Below are 20,505 nucleotides of genomic sequence, written 5' to 3'. Positions count from 1 at the left end.
CGTTTTGCGTCCGCAAAACGTACATCTGTGGCTTTAAGGGGCCTTCGCTAGCGAAAGTTATTTTTTCAAAAATGAAAAAGCACACCGGAAAGTCCGATGTGCCGATAATACTATTAATCTAATATTTTAATTTTCACTGTGCGACGTCCCCAGTTTAGTGCTTCGGAACGTGTGTCAAAGAAAACGTCAATTTTATTTCCTTTAATTGCACTGCCTGTGTCTCCCGCAATAGCATATCCGTATCCTTCTACGTATACCTTGGTTCCAAGTTTAATAACTCGTGGGTCCACTGCAATTACTTTTGCGTCAGGATTACGTTTCAAGTTAATCCCTGTCGAGGTGATTCCAGAACATCCTCGACAATTCGCTGTATAGGATGTAGAAGTTACGTAAAACTCTTTTACGACATTATCGTCATTACTACGGGAAACAGATTTAGCTTTCGATTTCGATTTTGATGCACTTGCTTTTGGTTTTACTAGTTTTAACTTCATGTTTGGTTTAATTAAATCAGAGCGTAATTTGTTCCAAGATTTGATGTTTGCTACTGACACCTTGTGCATTTTAGCAATTTTATAAAGGGTATCACCTTTTTTTACAGTGTAACTAGAAGTCGCAGCTTCTGTGGCCGGGGCGAATGCAATCAAGAATACTAAAACAAAACTTAATAGAAAAGAAAATTTCTTCACGTTGTTCTCCTTTGATTTCGCAAATGTATACATAAAATATCATTCGAATATTACAGTTGCGTAACAAAACATGTCCATATTCATTACAAATTAAGGTCAAATGTATACAGAAATATTTCAATGTCACTTTTTTGGGTATAGAGTAAGTACAAATTTTGATGGAGAGGAAGAATCCGATGATTAAGCGAATGTATTTTCAGCCCTCTGGTTGGATTCCGAATAATCCAGAATTACCAGTACTAATCTATCAGCAAGTCTTTCGGGAGCACCCGAACGAAATAAAAACGGTATTCACACTAAATAATTGGAGAAACAGTTGGAAAGATACGATTTTCAATTATACGCATTATCACAGCACTGCCCACGAGGTACTAGGTGTCATTAGTGGACACGCGAAATTAATGCTTGGAGGAGAAAACGGACAAATGGTTCATGTGAAAGCTGGTGATGTCCTTTTATTACCAGGGGGCACTGGACATCGTAAAATTTCTGCTTCAGAATCTTTTCAAGTAATTGGTGCTTATCCTGATGGGATGGAATACGATGTTTTAACAGAAAAAGAAACGTTTTTTACAAAAGCTGTTGCATCTATTGAACGTATTCCTTTGCCAACGTTAGATCCTGTGTATGGTCACAAAGGCCCCGTACCTCTTTATTGGAAAGATTAACCGGTTTATATGGATAAATTGTCCCTCCTATCCTGAAAGTAGAATCATAGCACCTCTTGTCGAAATGGTGCTTTTTACATAAAAACCCCACGAATTGGTAGATAAATAGATACTTTCTGAATACTCTGACACCTGCTAATAGTCTTTTATTTTTATTCCAAAAAATAGTATTGGAAGCATATGGTATAGTCGGAGTTTTTTGAATATTCTATAACTGTTGTATAAATTCCAAGGGGGTAATGATTTGAACAAGTTTTGGAAATCAAGTATTGCATCAGCAGTGTTCGCAGGATCACTTCTAGCTGGTACTTCTGGAAGTTTAGCTGCACCAACAAACGATGCACCTCTACACAAGCAAGTTTCACAAACATCTCATTTTGCTGGAGGCATCGATCTTTCTATTGTAAATGATGAGAAATTGATCGAAGCTCTACAAAAACGTGGCGTGATTGCAAAGAACGCAACGGAAAAAGAAAAGCAAGCAGGGCTGCAAAAATACATTGCAAAAAAAGGACAAGCAACTCCTTCAACTACTGCAGATCCATTAGCAGATAAAGCGAAAAAAGCAGAGAAAAAGAAAGAAAAGAAAGTGAAAGACTTCAATAAAGGTTTGTTAAAAGGTAAAGGAAACAAGAATGGTCAAGTGAAAGGGAACCCTGCTCCAGTTTCAGAAGGGAAATCTCCTGGTGTTGTTTCAAAAGGAAAATTGTTAACGTTAACGGTGGAATATGCAGATGTTAAACACAATAGCATTCTTCCAACAGATACGGATAATTACTATGAAGATTACAATTTAGAGCACTTCGAAGACATGATTTTTGGAGACAATGGAGTAGAAGGTCCAAATGGTGAGAACTTTGTTTCTCAAAAGCAATTCTATGAAGAGCAATCTGGCGGAACGTATACAATCGAAGGAAAAGCTTACGGTTGGCTAGAAGTTCCAGGAACAGCAGCTTATTATGGTGGGGACCGTTCAACTGGTGGACACGATAACGTGAATCCAGGTGGTTCTAAACAGTTAATAGTGGATACGTATAAAGCAGCTTTAGCAGCTGGAATCCCGCTTGAAGACTACGATTTAGAAGATCCACACGATTTGGATGGAGATGGGAACTTCTGGGAGCCAGATGGCTTGGTTGACCATTTACAAATTATCCATGCTGGAATGGGACAAGAAGCTGGTGGTGGAGCACAAGGCGATGACGCAATTTGGTCTCACCGTTCTGCTAAATTTGTTGACCTTGACGGTCTAGGAAGTGGATTACCTGGTTTCTACGATTACACAGTAATGCCTGAAGATGGCGCAACTGGTGTATTTGCACATGAATACGGTCACGACTTAGGCTATCCAGATGAGTATGACACAATTTACTCTGGAACTGGTGAAGCTGTAGGGTACTGGTCTATTATGGCTAGTGGTTCATGGGCTGGGACAATTCCTGGTACAGAGCCAACAGGATTCTCTCCACTGGCAAAACAATATTTACAAGCAACCCTTGGTGGCGAATGGTTTGAGCCAACAGTGATGAATTTTGATGACATTTCGAAAAAAGGATCACAAGTGCTTCTTGACCAAGCAAATTCTCCTTTAGGGAAAAATAGTCAAGCTGTACGTGTGAATTTACCGCAAAAGAAATCACCTTTGGTATCACCAAACACTGGTTCATACCATTTCTGGGGTGGCAATGGAGATGAAATTGATAACCGCATCATTTCTTCTGTTGATTTAACAGGTAAAAGTTCTGCTACTTTAACATTTGACGCATGGTATTCAATTGAAGAAGATTGGGATTTTGCATTCGCTCAAGTTTCGACTGACGGTGGGGCAACTTGGACTTCTTTAGGAAATGAAAACACGAAAAGCACTGCAGTACCTGAAGCGTATCCAACTATTATCGATTCAATGCCTGGATTCACTGGTGAATCGGATGGATGGCAAGCACAAAGCTTTGACTTATCTGCTTATGCTGGACAAGAAATTTTAGTTTCACTACGTTACGCAACGGATTGGGGTTCTTCTCAAACTGGATTCTTCGCCGATAACGTGAAAGTCGTGGCGGATGGCCAAACAATCGTGGAAGACGGAGCAGAAGTTGCTGATGGTCCGTTTGAATTAAATGGCTTCGTTCGCAACGATGGATATAACTACTCTGATCACTACTACTTACTTGAGTGGAGAAATCATAAAGGCGTTGATACCGGATTAGCACACATCGCTCGTGGGGCTTCTATCATGAGCTATGACGCTGGACTTTTAGTTTGGTACGTGGATCCTTCATTCACAGACAACTGGACAGGAGTTCACCCAGGTGACGGATTCATTGGATTAGTAGATGCACATGCAAACAATAACTTGTTATGGTCATTTGCGGATGGATCGGAGCCAGTACAAGCTAGTACACGTTACCATTTAGCTGACGCTGCATTCGGTTTAGATAATACTTCTGGGCTAGACTTAGTTTACCCAGGTGCTCAATCCTTATCGTATGCAAGTCAAAAAGGAATTAAATTGTTTGACGACGCGAATTCATTTGCAAATACGTACATGCCAGATGCTGGACGTAACATTACTAATTACGGCTTAAAAGTAATGGTAAATGGGCAAGCGAAAGACAAATCAGTTGGATCGATTGTTCTGTATAAATAAGCATTTCAGCCGCTACGAGTCACATCGTAGCGGTTTTTTATTGTTATGAGAATCATATAGGAATGGTTTAAGAGAACGTTGCGGTAAATTACGGTGGCTAGGTATTTTGACAAGCTCACGTCTAATTAGTTACAAGAAAATCTAAAAGAGAGTTCGGTTAAGTGAAGGAAAAAGGGAGAGGCATGAAGAACTTTTTTAAAGACACGACTTAGCAAAGGAGAGGATACTGTGAGTAAATCGTTTATCGAACAAGTACATTATATAAGAATTCCGGTAAGAAATTTAGAACTTTCTGCACAATGGTATAGAGACATATTAAGGTTCCAGTTATTGAACATCACAGAGGACATGGCCATTATAAAAGTAAATGAAGGACCTTTCTTGCTCATCTTAGTTTCTACAACAGATGAAACATTTGCACATTTTACTATTAATAATGAAAATGAATTTATCATCGGATTTACAAGTCCGAATTTACATGAATTTCATCAACATTTAGTTAAAAATCGTGTGAATGTGGAGGATATACAAGAAGATAATGGTCACTTATATTTCTATTTCTATGATCTAAGTGGCAATAAACTGCAAGCTCATTGGTAATAGGGCAATTAATAAAGGTGACTTCTATGGTTCTTCAAGAAAAAATTAGTAAAATGGGAATACTCTTGTCTACTGGTCCTATCAATCTAAAACCATTTTTATTCACCGTACAAATACGCCTGTAAAGGATTATTAATCTTCATTCCAAAGTTCTGGCTTTATAAGAGAACAAGGATACTAAGTCGACTTAATTTTACTGGAAACAATTGTCTAATGTCTCGGGATTTATTCATTTTGGGCTGGAAGTTCGTAGAAATGGGCTGGTCCCAAAATAGATAGGATCCCATGGAATTTTTCTTCCAATCACTCCATTTTGTCTCGAAAACTTACTCTACAAACAAAAAACCGTCTCTCACGAATGGCCACCCCAATCGTAAGAAACGGTTTTTCCGCTTATGTAGTTGTGATAAATGGATTTCTCCACTCCATTAGTAAGCCGAAGTTATGTGACGCCTCATCCTCTAAATAATTCGTCACGATAGCGACTGGAGACCTTCCACATCGTAGCATAAACGTAATTACTGGATCTCGCCAAACACCCGCAACAACTCGTTCTACATATTCCTCTGGAGTAGCCTGCTCCGCATACTGAGAATAACCAGGCATTCTGCCGCCTCCAAGCACTCTCGTCATTCCTTCATAGACGACTCTTTCGTACATAGCATGCAATAACATTTTACCTACGTCTAATTTTCGATACGCAGGTCGAACACAAATATCAACGACATAAAGAGTATCTCCATCCGGGTCGTGACTAACTATGTATCCCTGATTGGTTACTTCTTCCCAAGAGTGACTCACGCTATTCGAGTCAAAGTTTATTTTCATCCCTGTGATTGAACCAACAACTTCTCCTTCGATCTCGACACAAAATGACCCTTCCGGGTAAGTTGCAAGATGACTCTCCAATTGCTCCTCCGACCATAAAAGGTCTTGTCGAAAAGGAGGTGGAAAACTTTCACGTTGTACACGCATTAACTCGCTAAAATCTTCTTTTTGATAATTACGAACGATTGCTTTCACGGGTTCATTGCCTAAAAAAACGTACTGTTCTTTACGGTACATCGAACTCCTCCTAGCTTTACACTGCTCGAATTTTCTCTGGTACTCTCATAGTTAGGTATTGTAAAAGTTGTTCTGACCTTGGATTTCGCTTCATCTTTTTTGTCCGCTTGTTGTCATGTGTCACGATGACAAAGTGTTTGTCCGTTACTTCAACCGATTCAATCTCATCATAGGACATTTTGATCCCAATACTATTTACTGTCCCATCAAATCGATCTTGATAGAAATGAAATGGTTTGTTCACTTCCATTCGGATCATCCAGACTTCATATAAGGCCACAAGAAGTGTCGCACCTATAGCAAGTAGTAGGTTATACTCGAGTAATTTGAAAAAAACAATAATCGGTACCCCAACTGCAAATGCTTTCAAGATTAGTGCCGGTTGATTAATTTTAATTGTTTGTACTTCGTGCTCCATCGATCTATCCCCTTATATAAATTTCCCATACATGGAAATTGTAGCAAAAGGACTATTTTTTGGAAATACAATTTTTATTCCTTCCAAACACGTTGTACCGATACGATATCTGCTTCTTTTTCAAGAACGTATACATCAGGATTCGTTAACTTGACCCACGTCGCAAATCCATGCGATTCTTCGTAATGTTTCAGCAGTAAGCTCATGATGTTACCATGTGTTACAAGGACTGCTGCTTCCCCGTCTTCATTCCAAAGTGCTTCTGTAACTGATACGATTCGGTTCATAGCAGCGCGACTCGTTTCTCCTCCGTCAAAAGAAAGTTCTAAGTCTCGATATGTCTCTTGTAATTTCTCTAACCAATTATCCATGTGCGCAGTCGAAAGAACTCGTTCCGCTAATCCCTCTTCGACCACAATTTCCACCTTTTGTTCTCTTGCTAGTGGCTCTGCTGACTGCATAGCCCGTACAAAGGGACTTGAAAGTACCTTCGTGAGCGTTATTCCTTCAAAAAATACCGCAAGTTGCTCCGCCTGTTTTGCACCTTCTGCTGTCAATTGTGCTTCTGGCGCTTGCCCCTCTGCTTGACAGTGTCGTACGACATAGATTTTTTTCACTTAGTTCTGCTCCTTCCGTACGGTTATTTTATCTGCATTTGCTTTACCAGGTAGAGATTCTTGCACTACCCCGTTAAACGTCACGGTGACTTCATTTCCTCGTTTCACGTCTACATGTTTTTCAGGAAATGTAAACCATATACATTGAGGGTCTTCCTCTCCCCAATTTACATTAGGCAGATCTTTATTTTTTTCCCATACTTCAGCAGTTACAACGAGGATGCGGTTAAATTCTTGTTCCGCTACATATCCTTCATACAAAACTTTCGGCGTAGCGATGTCTTCTTTTTGACTTGCTAAAAATAAAAAAACACATAGACCAATGAGTAACAATCCGAAAAATAGATATAATTGCCAAGATGTCCCCTTCACAATACGTTTCATCCCTTCCTACGAGTACGACGGATAGAGTGAGATTGCCATTTATCCTTTGTTTACATATACTGTTTGAACAAATTGTCCAAATTGTTTTATATCCACTAATTCGAGAGAGTCGAGTGAAAATCCTGTTGGAAAAAGAGGAATTCCTTCTCCGACAAGTATCGGTGCAGTTGTTAAAATAATTTTATCGACCAGATTTGCTTTCAAACATTCCGCAATGAGTTCCGAACCACCAACAAGCCACAAGTCTTTTCCAGGTTCTTTTTTTAGGCGGCGAATCACTGTTTCTACTGACTCGTTGACGAAATGCACATTTTCTTCGTCTTTACGCTTACTAGATGTCCAGACATAATTTACTCGGTCTCGGTGTGGATAGTCCCCTTCCGTTAAACGCAGAACATGTTCATACGATTTTCTTCCAAGAAGCATCGTGTCAATCGTCTCATAAAATTCGGTATACCCATTATCGCCTTCTCCTTCTACTCGAAACAGCCAATCGAGTTCACCGTCTTTTGTGGCAATAAACCCGTCCAAACTTGTCGCGATAAATAACACCACGTTCCGATTTCCCATAGACGACACCTCTAACTCCAATAGTTACGTATCTTTTCTTGTTTCCATCTCTTCTACTTCTGTGCTCTCACGTTCTGCAGTACTAGTTTCCTCCGAAGTCGATTCGACGTCTTCAGGTGTTTCGTATTTCATTCCCAGCTCAAGCTCGAGTTTTTGAATAATTTCTGGTGAATCTTGAATGATTTTAGAAATATACACAAATCCAATGACAATGACAAACGTACCCGCCCAGTTCAGGACTTGTTTTAGAACGATTCCTTCGTCAAATGCTTCCACGCCGTAAGTCGAGATAAGCCATGAATTGACGGCCGCCATAATTAAGCTTCTTAACGCAAATAAAAGCGTGATTGCTTGAAAGACGATAAACAATTTCTTTTCTGTATATAGACGATAACTAAATGTACGATCATACCCTTGTAATTCTGCGACATCCAATGCAAAATACAGCGCTAATGGTTTTCGTGCCACCACTGTCCCGATAAAAAAGGCTGCAATGACAATGGTTAATATCACGTTATTCCATAACAAACGGATTGCTGATCCTGATAATAAATCAACAGCTGGTCCGATAAATAACGAAGCTAAAATAAAGATTCCTGTCACGTTCACTCGCTTCATTTCATAAAAGCGATACAAGCTATAAATGATGGCTGGTACTCCTGTCAGCAGCATGGCATAATAATCGCCAATTGTATCTCTCAGTAAGTTCCAAACTATTAATGGTAATGCTACATAAAACAAAATATCTAATACTAAAATTTTCGATTTCACATTCGTTCCCCCTTCCTTTAAGTATACATTTTTTTCCCCGGTAGGATTGAAAATTTCCATGAGTGGTAAAGAGAATTATTGGAGGTAGATGCTCATGTGGCAAGCTGTTTTATGGGGAGGCGTTTCAGGTTCTGCCGTCTTAATTGGCGCACTTGTGGCTCTTTTCACGCACATCCCTAAACGTGGAATTGGAATTATTATGAGTTTTGGTACAGGGGTTTTAATGGGTGCCGCAACTTTTGAACTTCTCGGTGAATCGGCGGAGAAATCTGGACTTACACCTATTATTATCGGATTTTTGAGTGGTGCACTTATTTTCACATTATTTGATTTTTGGTTACAAAAAAGAGGGGCTCAACATCGGAAACGCTCCCATGCACATGCCGCTGCAGGATCGGGTCTAGCGATTTTCCTAGGCACTGTGATGGATGCCATTCCCGAATCTATTATGATTGGGGCAAGTTTAACAACTGGTGGGAGTGTCAGCTGGTTACTGGTAATCGCGATTTTCTTGAGTAACTTCCCTGAAGGACTTTCTAGTACGACAGGTCTGCAAAGTAGTGGTTTCTCGAAAGGGAAAATTATTTGGATGTGGATTGCTGTTCTTGCAGTTGCTGCACTTAGCTCTTTTGGAGGGTATTTCTTTTTAGAAGGGGTAAGTGAATCGACACTCGCATTGATCGCGTCCTTTGCAGGTGGTGGCATTATGGCAATGGTTGCATCAACTATGATGCCTGAAGCCTATGAAGAGGGTGGTCCAGTCGTTGGATTTGTGGCGGCTGCTGGATTATTAGTTTCACTCGTTTTAACAACATTTTAAGAACGTGCAAGATGACGGAAATTTCGTTATCTTGCTTTTTTATTGCCCAAATCCGCAATTCCTACAACCAATTTAGTATACTTCTAACAAAAGGAGTGTGGAGGATGGAAATTCGTAGACCGACAGATAGTGAATGGGATGCGATTGTACAAAATGATGCTAAACACGACGCTTCCTTCTTTTATGGCGTATCCTCGACACACATATTTTGCAAGGTCTCGTGCAAATCCAGAACGCCGAAGCGAGAAAATGTGCATATTTCGAACGATTCCTCCGATTTCGTTCGTGCCGGATATAGTCCTTGCAAGCGGTGCAAACCGGACAATCTTTTATTGCCAGAGAAAGAATGGGTACACGTCATCGAGGAATACATCGCGCATCATTTCCAACTACCCTTGACACTTCAAACAATCGCAGACGCCTGTCACGGCAGCCCCTCCCATGTTCATCGAACGGTTAAAAAACACACTGGGCTCGCTCCACTGGCACTCGTCCAACAACACAGAATCGAGTATGCAAAACACTTGCTGAGCACGACAGAATGGCCAATATCCCGCGTCGCAACAAAAGTCGGATATGGCACCACTGCTTATTTCATTACCACATTCAAAAAATTCACTTCCTGCACACCGCTGCAATTTCGAAAGGAGCAACGATCTCATGGAAACGATCTTTTGGACAAGCGCTAAACCAACTGAAGACACGTATATTCTAGCTGCAACAGAAAAAGGACTTTGCTTCATCGGTTCCCCAAACGAAGGATTTCACGAACTCGAAACGTGGGCACAGAAGAAAATTCCAAAAGCAACATTTGAACAAAATCCACCGAAACTTCAAGTAGCAACTACAGCCCTGGATCAGTATTTTTTTGGCAATGAAAGACATGCTGATGTGACACTTGACCTACGCGGAACAGATTTTCAACAATCGGTATGGAACGCGCTTCAAAAAATCCCATATGGGAAGACGGTCTCTTACGGGGAAATCGCTGCCGAAATTGGAAAGCCATCCGCTGTTCGAGCTGTAGGTGGCGCAATCGGAGCCAACCCTGTCATGGTATTCATCCCGTGTCATCGCGTTATTGGGCGTAACGGAACCCTAACGGGATTCCGAGGGGGACTAAAATTGAAAGAAGAACTATTGACACTTGAACGACGTTAAAAGATAGGGGAAAAAGAATATGACTCAAAAACAGACAGTCATCATCCGACCAGTTTCAGAAAGCGATGCGAACGATTTATTTAACATTCAACAATCTGATATTTCGGAAGGTGACTATTTTATCGTCGTTCCAAAAGATATGGAAGGTGTCACTGCAGAAAATCACTTGAAGCAAATTCAATCCGTCTTAGCTTCTGAAAACGACCTGATATTGGTTGCAGAATCGGAGAACAAAGTAATTGGTTCTATTCGATTCCGTGCACAAATCTATGAGCGTCTTGCGCATACAGGAACGATTTCCATGTCGATTGCGAAAGAACATCGCTCCAAAGGGATTGGAAAACTGCTTCTATCCGCTTTACTCGATTGGGCAGAAAAACATCCGTCTATTGAAAAAGTATCTTTAGGCGTTTTTTCAACAAATTCTCAGGCGATCGCTTTGTATCAGAAGATGGGTTTTCAAGAAGAAGGCAGGAAAATTCGAGAGATTAAACTTAGTGAAACAGAATATATCGCCGATATCATCATGTGCAAGTTTGTATAAGAGGAGATGTTCCCTCTGTTTTGATTCACCATTCTCGAGATAATGTTTTACCCATCAAATTGCTAACAACTCTATCCATTATTCATTGTAAAATTTGATCTATGGGAAACTATCGTCTCTCTATGAGAAATTCAGTCGCTTCTATGGGAAATAAAACGTTTCTATGGGCGATTTCGTCTTTCTATGGGCATTTTTCACGTATCTATGGGAAAACTCACTTCATTGAAAGCAATAGCACGGAGAAGGAGTACTACCCTTCTACCGTGCAATTTCAGTTACATGCGATTTTTCACTTTAATACTGCCATTATCCGTTTTTAAATCGATTAAGGTAGAACCATCTCCGAACACTCTTTCACGAGCTTTTTCACCAAAGATTTCGACACTTCCCCAATCCTTTTTTGTGCGAATGGTTGCGTTTTCAGGCTGACGATCCATTGCTAATTCAATCGCACCATTGTCTGTTTCAAAACGTACTGCTTGTGTCACTATCGGAATATATGCGTTAATACGCCCGTTGTCTGTTTCCGCGTGAAGTTTTCCTATCACTTTCTCAAGTTCAATTCTGCCGTTATCTGATTTCGCATAAACGGATAGTGCTTCAATTGATTTGAGCTCAATTCTCCCATTGTCAGTTTCTGCATGAACATTTCGCGCTTTTACATTCGTCAGCATAACACGACCGTTATCTGTCACCGCTTGAAATTCTTCTGCCACCGCATCTTGGACCTCAATTCGGCCATTATCGGATTCAACCTTATAAATCAGCGCAGCAACTTCGTTAATAAGTGTTGCTCCATTATCATTTTCCACCATAAACGATTCGTATGTTCTTTTTGGCAATAAGATCTTCACGACTGGTGACGTTGTTGTAAACGATATATTAAAAATGAACATCTTCCGTTTTTTCTGAATCACTTTAATTTCTAACGTATCTCCTACTACATCCATTGAGAGAGTCGTATCGGATGTATGATCCATCATTTCTGCATGTGGTTGATCATCTGGAGAAGGTCCAATAATAAGCTTCGCATGTTCGGATTCAATCAGTACTTTTGTAAAGTCCCCTTTATCAGGCACGACTGCTTCAAATCTGTCTTCGATTGTATAGGCGACTAACATTTCTTTTGCTAATTCGTAAGGATCTCCAAGTGAACTCGCAATTTCTTCATCTGTTTTTCCATCTTCTCTACCATTTGCGAAATACTCCCGAAAATCTGCCACGATATCTTGTCGTTCACTTTCTCGTAGTGCTCCTAATGCATTTTTTAGTTGTTCTAAAAATACTGACTCTGTCATTTTGAGTCCCCCTTGTAAAGTAAATTTTGAACACCTTCCATAAAGTGTTCCCACTCTCCCAATTGCTTTTGTAAATAGTCTTTTCCTTCTGGCGTAATCCGATAATATTTCCGAGGCGGCCCTTCGGTTGATTCGACTAAATATGTCTCAAAATACCCTTCGGAAGTTAAGCGCCGAAGTAATGGATAAACTGATCCCTCGGAAATTTCAATTTGAGTAGAAATCGCTTGAACTAATTCATAGCCATAGCGATCTTTCTGATCCACTAATGCAACGACACATAAGTTAAGGACGCCTTTCTTGAATTGAATGTTCATGATGTTCCTCCCTTCAGTACTATTTATTATACAGTACTATAACATGATGTATTATTCATTGCAAGGTACTGGTCAATAAATAGTCCAACTTCTTGTTTAGATTTCGTTTTCTAGGGAAAATTTTACTATCGACATAATGGAAGGAGAAAAAGGAATGAACAAATACGTAAAGTTTTTCATCATGATCGCCACTTCTACTTTTCTGATGTACTGGCTCATGTATTTAAATGTTTTCCAACTCGATCATATTTTCTATAGCCAGACACGAGTATATATGGCACTCATTATGGGGTCTGTAATGTCCATTATTATGCTACTATTCATGTGGAAAATGTATGATAACAAAAAAGCAAACATTGGTATACTCGCTGTAAGCGTGATTGTCTTTGCCTTGTCGCTTACACTCGTCCGCAGTCAATCTACCGTAGATGATGTGGCGTGGATGGAAGCGATGATTCCGCATCACTCTATTGCGATACTGACATCGGAACGGGCAAACATTTCTGACCCCCGAGTGCGTGAATTAGCAGATGGAATCATCAAAACGCAAAAAGAAGAAATTGCCGAAATGAAAAAATTGATTAAAGACTTAGAGGATCAAGAGGACAAGAAGGACTAAATGAGATTCATTCAATACTCAACAGTCCCACCTTTTCCCTCTAATCTACGATACTCTTGACTTTTCTCTTCGAACACTTTAAAGTTAGGAGCGCGATGAGCTCGTTTGCGTAAGACGTACAAACACTCCTGAAAAGGAACACGTTGTGGAGCGTGGTTTGGAACGCCGCAAACTTTCGAGATACACCTTGCCTACGGGCGGGGTGTTTTTATATTGCTTTTTTCTTGTCAAAACTCCATACAGAGCCGTTTTGCGTCGCCAAATGAAGTCTTTCATTCCAAAAAACTACTAACTTTTCCATATAGAAAATCCCGCCACCAAAAGGATGACGGGAAATCGATTAATCTTCGTTTGTATTTAACTCTACTAACATTCCGGTTGTTAAAACGATTACGATAAAGAAAAAGATTAACATTAGTACCATTTCACTCAACTCCTACCATGTGATAAATCCTTTTGATCCTGGCGGCGCGTGTTGAATCATTTGTGCGAGTGGAATTGCATATGCAATGATGATCAGCATGAACGCAACGCCAATCCATAGTACCCAGTTTTCTAAAAATGCTGGAGTTGCTTCTTTATCACTGTCCGCCATTGGGAATTCCACGAATTCATGTGCTTCCACTGCTTTTGGTGATAAGAACATACTCATGATGACAATGTAAATCAGTAGCATCGCAGATAAGAATAAGATGCTTCCTCCCACCGCCATCGTGACGTGATTTGTAAGTAATCCATCAAACCATTCAAGTGCAGAAGGGTGATTATTGTAGCCTGCATACGCGGTTCTTCGAGGTGCGCCAAGCAACCCTAAAATATGCTGAGATGTACTCATCAATAGCATACCGACTGCCCACGTCCCGATTTGAATGAACCCTAATCGAGCCATCGTTTTCGAGAACTTTCTTCCTGTTAAGTAAGGAACCATCCAGAAAGTAACGCCCATAAATGTCATCGCTACTGGAGTTCCGACCGTAATATGAAAATGCCCTACAATCCAAAGTGTATTATGCACGATTTCATTCAATTGGAAACTAGCATTAATAATCCCACCAGCGCCTCCAGGAATGAAAAACGCCATCGCTACAAAGATCGAGGTAAATCGTACATCTCTCCAAGGAAGTTTTGTAAACCATCCAAATAAACCTTTTCCACCATTTTTTCTGCCCGAACGTTCAAATGTTGCAAACATAGAAAAGGCAGTTAATAAAGAAGGAATAATTACCATGAACGTTAACACGACTTGTAAGAATTTCCAGAAGTTCGAAATCCCTGGTTCTGTTAATTGGTGATGAAAACCAACTGGAATCGAGAACAGGATGAACAACACGAACGCAAGTCGAGCAAGAGAATCACTAAATACTTTTACTCCTAATAATTTAGGAACCACGACATACCACGCCATGTATGCTGGTAGTAACCAGAAGTAAACTAGTGGATGTCCGAAATACCAAAACAACGAACGGCTAAGCTCTACATTAATCGTATCTACCCAACCAAATGCCCAAGGAATGTATTGGAATAAAACCGTCGCCACAACCCCAAGACACGCGATAACCCATAATACGATTGTGGAGACACCCATAAAAGCGAATAAAGGGCTAAGTTCACCCGGATGCTCTTTACGCCATCTCCAGTAGTGTCCCACTAGTGCGAATCCCATAATCCATGAACCTACTACAAATAATGCGAGACCCACATAATACCAAGGACTTGCCATAAGCGGTGCGTAAAACGTATAGAGAACAGATGCTTTTCCAGAAACGATCATTACCGTCGCAAGAACGGTTCCACCGAACATCACCGCAAACCCAATCCAATTCCAAAGCAACACTTTTGGACCAAATGCTCCTAAACTTTTACTGAAACCAGTAACAAAGAATGCAAAGATGAAAAATGTTGTAAATATAAGTGCTAATAATACACCATGAGCCGTTAAGATTTGATAGTAATCTAACCATGCTGGCAATTCTAATTTATCATTACGAATAAACACTTGGAGTAAACCAGCTAGTGTTCCGATTAAGAAGGCTGTATACGCTACACCGATATTCCAAAGCGCTAATTTTCGATCTGCAACAGGTATCATGATTCTGTCACCTCAATTTCTGTCGACATAAAATGGTGACCGGAGCCACAATATTCATTACACAAGATTAAATACTTGCCGGGTTTTTCAAACGTATACGACTTAGTTGTTATTTGACCTGGTACGACCATCATATTGATATTTGTGTTATCAATTGTAAAGCTGTGAACCACATCTTTACTTGTTACTTTAAAAATCACTTCTTTGCCAACTGGCACCTTTAAGTCTGGTGCTTCGTAACCAAATGTCATCGCTACGATTGTTGCTTGATACGTATTATCGTCAATCTGTGTAACACCAGGATGATCAAATGGTGCTGTTTGATCCACTTTCTCTGGGTCGATTGTTTCTAGCCCTCCTGCTGGCGTATGATCTTGTGTAAATGCACTCACACCAACAATGCTGACAAAGACAACTAAACACGCGACGCCGAATGTTAACCAGATTTTTTCAAATTTATGAAGATGCATGTTCTTTCTCCTTTCTTAACGCGCTAAATACATGAGATACACTGCTACCCACATCACGACAATGACTAATCCAACAAAAAATACACTAATCAATGTTCCTTTCAAATTCTCTTCTTGAACCTTTTTCTGTTTTGCCATTCCGCTTTCACCTCACCCGTTTACTCTACTTGTTCTAAGGGTAAATCATTCCAAAATTTGCTACTGTGATAAATATCACAGAGGTGACAAAAATCATTCTTTTTCTCGTCCATCGGACATAACTTTGTCAAAAAATGGCGAACGTAAGGATTTGATGAAAGCAAATCGGTCTTTAAAGGCTTTCGTTATGTTTGCCTCAATAGAAGTGGCTTTTCCGCTGAAAGAGAAGCGACTATCCTACCTATCTCTTGAATGAAATAATTTCCTGACATCCAGTCTTCATCACATTTACACAACAAAAAAACGCATCCATCTTTCACGGATACGTTTCTTGTTAATCTATTCGACACAATGTAGCGGGACAATGTTCACATTGAATTTCATCTTGTAAGAATTTTAAATTGCGGATGAGTAATTTGCCATCACAACTGGAGACAATTTCGTTTTTTTTCAGATCTCCAAGGAGTCGATTTGCTACTTCCCGCGCCATACCACAAAAGTTTGCCAATTCTTGGTTTGTCAGCTGCACATCAATTAAAATACCGTCCGCTCGCTGTATTCCGTAACTATTCGATAAACGAATGAGCGTGGAATATAGCGCACCTTTCTTCCCGTGCAAAATCAAATCACGAAATCTTGTTTGTGTTTTTTGTTGATTCGTACACATCCATTTCATGAATGCAGTGGCTAATCTGGCGTTATGTTGCAGCTCTTTTTCCAACTCTTCCAATGGAAAAACGAAACATTCTACGTCATCTTTCACTTTAGCATCCAACATATAGGAAGAATCATCGGTATACAAATATACTTCTCCTAGCAGCTGGTTACGTCCACAAATTCGAAGGGTTAGTTCTCGCCCTTCGGATGTGACTTTACTTAATTGGACTTTCCCCTTCACAAGGAAATAAAGATACTTAATTGGATCTCCTTCTCGGAACAAGTAGGTATCTTTGGTGAAATGTTTCACATGGTGCGGTAACGTAAGTAATTCTTGTAAATCATTACTTATTGTTTCTTTTTCCACGTACATACGATTTCCACCTCCGTATAAAGAAGTATTCTTAATAGTTATTTATAGTTTACCATAGTTCTAAGATTAAATTGAGTGCGTTTCTCCCTAGATTTCATCTTTTTCAGTCGATTGAAAATAGCCATAATTATAGTATTTTTAGTAAATTCACCCGTTCCAATTGTAAAAGAAACCCCTTCATTCCGAAGAACAAAGAGGCTACATGTTAGAGAACTTTACTTAAAAATGACTTTGTTCGTTCATGTTTAGGGTAATCAAATACTTCACTCGGTGTTCCGTCTTCCACTAATACACCTTGATCCATAAATAACACACGATCTCCCATTTCCTTCGCAAATCCCATTTCATGTGTAACGACTACCATCGTCATTCCTTCGAGCGCCAACTGCTTCATAACGTCAAGCACTTCATTGACCATCTCAGGATCCAGTGCGGATGTAGGTTCATCAAATAGCATGACTTTCGGTTGCATCGCAAGTGCTCGTGCTATAGCGACACGCTGCATTTGTCCGCCTGACAGCTGCTCAGGGTAAGCATTCGCTTTATCGCCTAGACCTACTTTTTCGAGTAATTCATGCGCTAGTTTTTGTGCATCTTTTGGTTTCATGTTTTTAATTTTTATCGGTGCGAGTGTAATATTGTCGATCACTCTCATATGAGGAAACAAATTAAATTGTTGAAACACCATTCCCACGTTTCGACGAATTGCGTTTATATCCGTTTTCGGATCATTCACTTTTACGCCGTCAATTACAACTTCTCCGTCCGTTATCTCTTCGAGCAAATTAATGCAACGTAAGAACGTACTTTTTCCAGAACCACTTGGACCGATGACGCAAATTATTTCCTTCTCGCGTACTTCATAATCAATGCCTTTTAATACATGTAAATCTCCAAACGATTTGTGAAGGTTATGAATGTTTATCATCGACCAATCCCTCCTACTCGTCCGCGATCAGTAACGGATATTGTTTTCTTTTTCGGAGGTACGTAGGAATTGCTAAACCGCTTTTCCACATACGTGATAATTTTCCCGAACACATATGTCAAAAGTAAATACAAAATAGCCACTGTAATATACGGCTCCCAGAAACGAGCATAGGCACCAGCGACTACTTTTCCAGCATATAAAATATCATTTGCCGCAATAACTGTTACTAAGGACGAATCTTTCAGTAGGGCGATTAACTCGTTCCCTAGCGGCGGAATCATTCGTCTTAATGCTTGAGGCAAAATAATATAGCGCATCGACATTTTACTTGTCATGCCAAGTGAGCGTGCAGCTTCTGATTGCCCTTTATCAATCGACTGAATGCCCGCACGAATAATTTCCGCATTATATGCAGCACTATTTAGCACAAGCGCTGTTACTCCTGATACGAAATATCCTAGTGAATGCCCAAATATTGTCGGGATAATTGCTAAATGAATGAGTAAGATTTGTACGAGTAACGGTGTACCACGAAAGAAGTCGACATAGTATTTACTTGGATAGTAAATCCATTTCTTCTTCGATAACTTTCCCATTCCAAGAAGCAATCCTAAAATAATTCCGCCAATATACCCTAAAAGAGTCAGTGAAAGCGTAATCCAAAGCCCTCGAATAAATAAATCTCGGTAATTCCATACGATGTCCCATCGTATTGCATCTAGAAAATCCATCTGTCAGACCTCCAATTATGCTTTCAATAGATTTTCTACTCTACTTTAAAGCCTGTGATCTCTTCTAGTTTTCCACTATCCTTTAACGATTGGATAGCTTCATTTAATTTTTCCGCAAGCTCGTCGTTTCCTTTTTTCATCATCAAACCGTAGTATTCTTTTTCAAATGAATCATCTTCAATCACTTTTAATTTCACGTCAGGATTATTCTTTTTGTATTCATTAATGACTGCATTATCTCCAACTGCCGCATCTGCATTGCCATTAATCATTTCACTGATCGCAAGTGGCATTGTTTCTGTAGCAACAATACTAGAACTTGTATTGCCAAGAAGATCTTTCACTGCTTCATGCCCCGTTGTGTTAATTTGAACAGATACTTTTTTATCCTTTAAATCATCAAAACTCTTCACATCCGAATCTTCTGGGACTAAGATTAACTGGTTTGCAAAGTAGTAAGGATCCGAGAAGTCGAATGTTTCTTTCCGCTCATCAGTAATGGTAATAGAAGAAACTGCAAAATCTACTTCACCATTTTGTACTGCTGAGAATAAAGGCTCCCAGCCATAGTTTTTGTATTCTATTTCAATGCCAGCTTCTTCGGCAATTGCGTCAACGATATCAATATCGATTCCGACGATTTTCCCGCTATCGTCCATATATTCCATTGGCGCATAGGTGGCATCGGTTGCGACGACATATTTTTCTCCATCGCCTGATGCTCCGTCTGAATCTCCCTCTCCACATCCGGATAATAATAAGCTAACACTGGTAAAGAGTGCTCCAACAAGAAATAACTTTTTTGACTTCTTCATTTGACATCCCCCATTCGTTATTTTAATTATCTGAATATTTAGGATAATTGTACTTATTATAATAGAATTTACTGCGTTAAACAACGCTCAAATGAGTCTTCGAGGACATTTTTCATAGAATGAGAGGGATGAACTCGTGGAGAGATGATTGCGCAGTTGTCCACATTTTCAATAGTAGAAGTGTAGGCTTTGGGAAATGAACGAATTATTTCTTTATACAACAAAAAGTTTTTTCACGAAAGAGGATGATAAGTATTAACCAATATTCTGCATAAAAAAGGTATCAAGAATTAATCTCGACACCTCTTTTTCATTATTCTTCTAAATTCCGAAAGATTTCCGGATGAATCGAAATATCCTCTGCAAAAATCCATTCAGTATCTACTTTTTTCAAAAAATCTAATGTTTGCAGTGCACCATCTTGCAAAGCACTTTCAAGCTGATCAATAACATCTTTGCTCCATATGCTCATCAGCGGATATTCTTCTTGTCTTGTACGAACCGCTACAATATCTGCACTCATTGGTGACAACTCCATTAGCTGTCGCATATCTTTTCCTAAAATATAAGGCATATAATAGGGCAACAACACATATTTTTCGGAATTAAATCGTTTCATTCCAGACAAAACACTGGCAAGTGGACCTTTTCCTTTGTACTCTGGGAGCTCCCGAATGACCGTTAAATTTGGTGGGAAATCTTCCACGATGCGATCGTTAGTGATAATAACCACTTCGTCACATACCGCTTTTAAGGCATGATATGCATGTTCATATACTTTTTTTCCTTGTAACTTCTGCAGAACGGTAGGATTCCACTTTTCTAATACTTCGTCGTACGCTAGTAAAATTCCAACTTCTCTTTTTCTCATACGTCACCCCATTTGGCAGGTTTTCTATGTCTCTTTTTTCTGATGAAATATGGTTTATGTAACTTCACGTTTTGACATGGTACACCATCAAAACATATAGTTATTTTATCATTTTATATCGTGAATAAAATCAGTTACTTACTATAATTTCTAAAAAGGGTGATATGGTCTACCTATAATGTAAGTCAAATAGCCTATTCCTTATTACATTTCCCTTTTTTCGCGTCCCAAGTACTACTTTT

General features: G+C 39.6%; 25 protein-coding genes. 8 read left to right on the top strand and 17 right to left on the bottom strand.

The window, feature by feature from the left end; genetic code table 11:
* Window positions 1-113: 113 nt before the first annotated feature.
* Window positions 114-689, bottom strand: a complete 576-nt coding sequence (locus D3873_RS01275; RefSeq protein ID WP_238473803.1) for a 3D domain-containing protein — start codon at window positions 687-689, stop codon at window positions 114-116.
* Between the two features lie 176 nt (window positions 690-865).
* Between D3873_RS01275 and D3873_RS01270 the strand changes: the two genes are divergently transcribed.
* From D3873_RS01270 to D3873_RS01260, 3 genes are all read left to right on the top strand, one after another.
* Window positions 866-1,357 (top strand): cupin domain-containing protein, encoded by a 492-nt coding sequence (locus D3873_RS01270; protein ID WP_119882310.1) that lies wholly within the window; start codon window positions 866-868, stop codon window positions 1,355-1,357.
* A gap of 244 nt (window positions 1,358-1,601) precedes the next feature.
* A complete protein-coding gene (locus D3873_RS01265; protein ID WP_119882309.1) occupies window positions 1,602-4,004 on the top strand; it encodes an immune inhibitor A domain-containing protein in 2,403 nt (800 codons plus the stop codon).
* A gap of 228 nt (window positions 4,005-4,232) precedes the next feature.
* Complete coding sequence (locus tag D3873_RS01260) at window positions 4,233-4,604, top strand: VOC family protein (RefSeq protein ID WP_119882308.1); 372 nt, start codon at window positions 4,233-4,235, stop codon at window positions 4,602-4,604.
* Between the two features lie 393 nt (window positions 4,605-4,997).
* Here D3873_RS01260 and D3873_RS01255 read toward each other — a convergent pair whose 3' ends face one another.
* From D3873_RS01255 to D3873_RS01230, 6 genes are all read right to left on the bottom strand, one after another.
* Window positions 4,998-5,669 (bottom strand): GNAT family N-acetyltransferase, encoded by a 672-nt coding sequence (locus D3873_RS01255; RefSeq protein ID WP_119882307.1) that lies wholly within the window; start codon window positions 5,667-5,669, stop codon window positions 4,998-5,000.
* Window positions 5,670-5,685: 16 nt separating this feature from the next.
* Complete coding sequence (locus tag D3873_RS01250) at window positions 5,686-6,087, bottom strand: hypothetical protein (RefSeq protein WP_119882306.1); 402 nt, start codon at window positions 6,085-6,087, stop codon at window positions 5,686-5,688.
* Window positions 6,088-6,161: 74 nt separating this feature from the next.
* Complete coding sequence (locus D3873_RS01245; RefSeq protein WP_119882305.1) at window positions 6,162-6,704, bottom strand: histidine phosphatase family protein; 543 nt, start codon at window positions 6,702-6,704, stop codon at window positions 6,162-6,164.
* Complete coding sequence (locus tag D3873_RS01240; protein WP_119882304.1) at window positions 6,705-7,088, bottom strand: DUF3221 domain-containing protein; 384 nt, start codon at window positions 7,086-7,088, stop codon at window positions 6,705-6,707.
* 39 nt (window positions 7,089-7,127) lie between these two features.
* A complete protein-coding gene (locus tag D3873_RS01235; RefSeq protein ID WP_119882303.1) occupies window positions 7,128-7,658 on the bottom strand; it encodes a dihydrofolate reductase family protein in 531 nt (176 codons plus the stop codon).
* A 24-nt stretch (window positions 7,659-7,682) separates the two neighbouring features.
* Complete coding sequence (locus D3873_RS01230) at window positions 7,683-8,429, bottom strand: VC0807 family protein (RefSeq protein ID WP_205536274.1); 747 nt, start codon at window positions 8,427-8,429, stop codon at window positions 7,683-7,685.
* 94 nt (window positions 8,430-8,523) lie between these two features.
* Here D3873_RS01230 and D3873_RS01225 point away from each other — a divergent pair, with 94 nt between their 5' ends.
* From D3873_RS01225 to D3873_RS01210, 4 genes are all read left to right on the top strand, one after another.
* Window positions 8,524-9,249: a ZIP family metal transporter gene (locus D3873_RS01225; RefSeq protein ID WP_119882302.1), complete on the top strand. Its 726-nt coding sequence runs from the start codon at window positions 8,524-8,526 to the stop codon at window positions 9,247-9,249.
* A 104-nt stretch (window positions 9,250-9,353) separates the two neighbouring features.
* Complete coding sequence (locus D3873_RS01220) at window positions 9,354-9,938, top strand: bifunctional transcriptional activator/DNA repair enzyme AdaA (RefSeq protein ID WP_162920097.1); 585 nt, start codon at window positions 9,354-9,356, stop codon at window positions 9,936-9,938.
* Complete coding sequence (locus D3873_RS01215) at window positions 9,910-10,410, top strand: methylated-DNA--[protein]-cysteine S-methyltransferase (protein WP_119882300.1); 501 nt, start codon at window positions 9,910-9,912, stop codon at window positions 10,408-10,410. The genes D3873_RS01220 and D3873_RS01215 overlap by 29 nt, the downstream gene beginning before the upstream one ends.
* Window positions 10,411-10,429: 19 nt before the next feature.
* Window positions 10,430-10,954 (top strand): GNAT family N-acetyltransferase, encoded by a 525-nt coding sequence (locus D3873_RS01210; RefSeq protein WP_119882299.1) that lies wholly within the window; start codon window positions 10,430-10,432, stop codon window positions 10,952-10,954.
* 275 nt (window positions 10,955-11,229) lie between these two features.
* On the opposite strand, the gene D3873_RS01205 is transcribed toward D3873_RS01210, so the two are convergent.
* Window positions 11,230-12,252 (bottom strand): DUF4097 family beta strand repeat-containing protein, encoded by a 1,023-nt coding sequence (locus tag D3873_RS01205; protein ID WP_119882298.1) that lies wholly within the window; start codon window positions 12,250-12,252, stop codon window positions 11,230-11,232.
* The gene (locus D3873_RS01200; protein ID WP_119882297.1) at window positions 12,249-12,569 is read right to left on the bottom strand and encodes a PadR family transcriptional regulator; all 321 of its coding nucleotides are present in this window, start codon (window positions 12,567-12,569) and stop codon (window positions 12,249-12,251) included. Before D3873_RS01200 ends, D3873_RS01205 begins: the two co-directional genes overlap by 4 nt.
* Before the next feature lie 154 nt (window positions 12,570-12,723).
* Here D3873_RS01200 and D3873_RS01195 point away from each other — a divergent pair, with 154 nt between their 5' ends.
* Window positions 12,724-13,188, top strand: coding sequence for a DUF305 domain-containing protein (locus D3873_RS01195; protein ID WP_119882296.1), 465 nt, complete (start codon window positions 12,724-12,726; stop codon window positions 13,186-13,188).
* Window positions 13,189-13,624: 436 nt separating this feature from the next.
* Here D3873_RS01195 and D3873_RS01190 read toward each other — a convergent pair whose 3' ends face one another.
* From D3873_RS01190 to mobA, 8 genes are all read right to left on the bottom strand, one after another.
* Window positions 13,625-15,277, bottom strand: coding sequence for a b(o/a)3-type cytochrome-c oxidase subunit 1 (locus tag D3873_RS01190; protein WP_119882295.1), 1,653 nt, complete (start codon window positions 15,275-15,277; stop codon window positions 13,625-13,627).
* Window positions 15,274-15,747, bottom strand: coding sequence for a cytochrome c oxidase subunit II (locus tag D3873_RS01185; protein WP_119882294.1), 474 nt, complete (start codon window positions 15,745-15,747; stop codon window positions 15,274-15,276). Before D3873_RS01185 ends, D3873_RS01190 begins: the two co-directional genes overlap by 4 nt.
* Window positions 15,748-15,762: 15 nt before the next feature.
* Window positions 15,763-15,885, bottom strand: coding sequence for a cytochrome C oxidase subunit II (locus tag D3873_RS01180; RefSeq protein ID WP_119882293.1), 123 nt, complete (start codon window positions 15,883-15,885; stop codon window positions 15,763-15,765).
* Between the two features lie 334 nt (window positions 15,886-16,219).
* A complete protein-coding gene (locus D3873_RS01175) occupies window positions 16,220-16,915 on the bottom strand; it encodes a Crp/Fnr family transcriptional regulator (RefSeq protein ID WP_119882292.1) in 696 nt (231 codons plus the stop codon).
* A gap of 205 nt (window positions 16,916-17,120) precedes the next feature.
* Complete coding sequence (locus D3873_RS01170; protein ID WP_119882291.1) at window positions 17,121-17,843, bottom strand: amino acid ABC transporter ATP-binding protein; 723 nt, start codon at window positions 17,841-17,843, stop codon at window positions 17,121-17,123.
* Complete coding sequence (locus D3873_RS01165) at window positions 17,840-18,577, bottom strand: amino acid ABC transporter permease (RefSeq protein WP_119882290.1); 738 nt, start codon at window positions 18,575-18,577, stop codon at window positions 17,840-17,842. Before D3873_RS01165 ends, D3873_RS01170 begins: the two co-directional genes overlap by 4 nt.
* A gap of 35 nt (window positions 18,578-18,612) precedes the next feature.
* On the bottom strand, window positions 18,613-19,392 hold the full coding sequence (locus D3873_RS01160) for a basic amino acid ABC transporter substrate-binding protein (RefSeq protein ID WP_119882289.1): 780 nt from the start codon (window positions 19,390-19,392) through the stop codon (window positions 18,613-18,615).
* 313 nt (window positions 19,393-19,705) lie between these two features.
* A complete protein-coding gene (gene mobA / locus D3873_RS01155; RefSeq protein WP_119882288.1) occupies window positions 19,706-20,263 on the bottom strand; it encodes a molybdenum cofactor guanylyltransferase in 558 nt (185 codons plus the stop codon).
* Window positions 20,264-20,505 lie beyond the last annotated feature (242 nt).

The sequence above is a fragment of the Paenisporosarcina cavernae genome (assembly GCF_003595195.1).
Classification (GTDB): Bacteria; Bacillota; Bacilli; order Bacillales_A; family Planococcaceae; genus Paenisporosarcina; species Paenisporosarcina cavernae.
Note: the sequence above shows the minus strand (reverse complement) of the source record. Positions and strands in the feature narration are given on the sequence as shown.

What these genes read in the sequence shown, in the direction of transcription:
- D3873_RS01255 (WP_119882307.1), bottom strand. Translation starts at nt 5,669, where the DNA reads ATGTACCGTAAAGAACAGTACGTTTTTTTAGGCAATGAACCCGTGAAA.
- D3873_RS01185 (WP_119882294.1), bottom strand. Translation starts at nt 15,747, where the DNA reads ATGCATCTTCATAAATTTGAAAAAATCTGGTTAACATTCGGCGTCGCG.
- D3873_RS01175 (WP_119882292.1), bottom strand. Translation starts at nt 16,915, where the DNA reads ATGTACGTGGAAAAAGAAACAATAAGTAATGATTTACAAGAATTACTT.
- D3873_RS01210 (WP_119882299.1), top strand. Translation starts at nt 10,430, where the DNA reads ATGACTCAAAAACAGACAGTCATCATCCGACCAGTTTCAGAAAGCGAT.
- D3873_RS01190 (WP_119882295.1), bottom strand. Translation starts at nt 15,277, where the DNA reads ATGATACCTGTTGCAGATCGAAAATTAGCGCTTTGGAATATCGGTGTA.
- D3873_RS01235 (WP_119882303.1), bottom strand. Translation starts at nt 7,658, where the DNA reads ATGGGAAATCGGAACGTGGTGTTATTTATCGCGACAAGTTTGGACGGG.
- D3873_RS01160 (WP_119882289.1), bottom strand. Translation starts at nt 19,392, where the DNA reads ATGAAGAAGTCAAAAAAGTTATTTCTTGTTGGAGCACTCTTTACCAGT.
- D3873_RS01170 (WP_119882291.1), bottom strand. Translation starts at nt 17,843, where the DNA reads ATGATAAACATTCATAACCTTCACAAATCGTTTGGAGATTTACATGTA.
- D3873_RS01250 (WP_119882306.1), bottom strand. Translation starts at nt 6,087, where the DNA reads ATGGAGCACGAAGTACAAACAATTAAAATTAATCAACCGGCACTAATC.
- D3873_RS01225 (WP_119882302.1), top strand. Translation starts at nt 8,524, where the DNA reads ATGTGGCAAGCTGTTTTATGGGGAGGCGTTTCAGGTTCTGCCGTCTTA.
- D3873_RS01205 (WP_119882298.1), bottom strand. Translation starts at nt 12,252, where the DNA reads ATGACAGAGTCAGTATTTTTAGAACAACTAAAAAATGCATTAGGAGCA.
- D3873_RS01215 (WP_119882300.1), top strand. Translation starts at nt 9,910, where the DNA reads ATGGAAACGATCTTTTGGACAAGCGCTAAACCAACTGAAGACACGTAT.
- D3873_RS01270 (WP_119882310.1), top strand. Translation starts at nt 866, where the DNA reads ATGATTAAGCGAATGTATTTTCAGCCCTCTGGTTGGATTCCGAATAAT.
- D3873_RS01240 (WP_119882304.1), bottom strand. Translation starts at nt 7,088, where the DNA reads ATGAAACGTATTGTGAAGGGGACATCTTGGCAATTATATCTATTTTTC.
- D3873_RS01195 (WP_119882296.1), top strand. Translation starts at nt 12,724, where the DNA reads ATGAACAAATACGTAAAGTTTTTCATCATGATCGCCACTTCTACTTTT.
- D3873_RS01220 (WP_162920097.1), top strand. Translation starts at nt 9,354, where the DNA reads ATGGAAATTCGTAGACCGACAGATAGTGAATGGGATGCGATTGTACAA.
- D3873_RS01200 (WP_119882297.1), bottom strand. Translation starts at nt 12,569, where the DNA reads ATGAACATTCAATTCAAGAAAGGCGTCCTTAACTTATGTGTCGTTGCA.
- mobA (WP_119882288.1), bottom strand. Translation starts at nt 20,263, where the DNA reads ATGAGAAAAAGAGAAGTTGGAATTTTACTAGCGTACGACGAAGTATTA.
- D3873_RS01165 (WP_119882290.1), bottom strand. Translation starts at nt 18,577, where the DNA reads ATGGATTTTCTAGATGCAATACGATGGGACATCGTATGGAATTACCGA.
- D3873_RS01180 (WP_119882293.1), bottom strand. Translation starts at nt 15,885, where the DNA reads ATGGCAAAACAGAAAAAGGTTCAAGAAGAGAATTTGAAAGGAACATTG.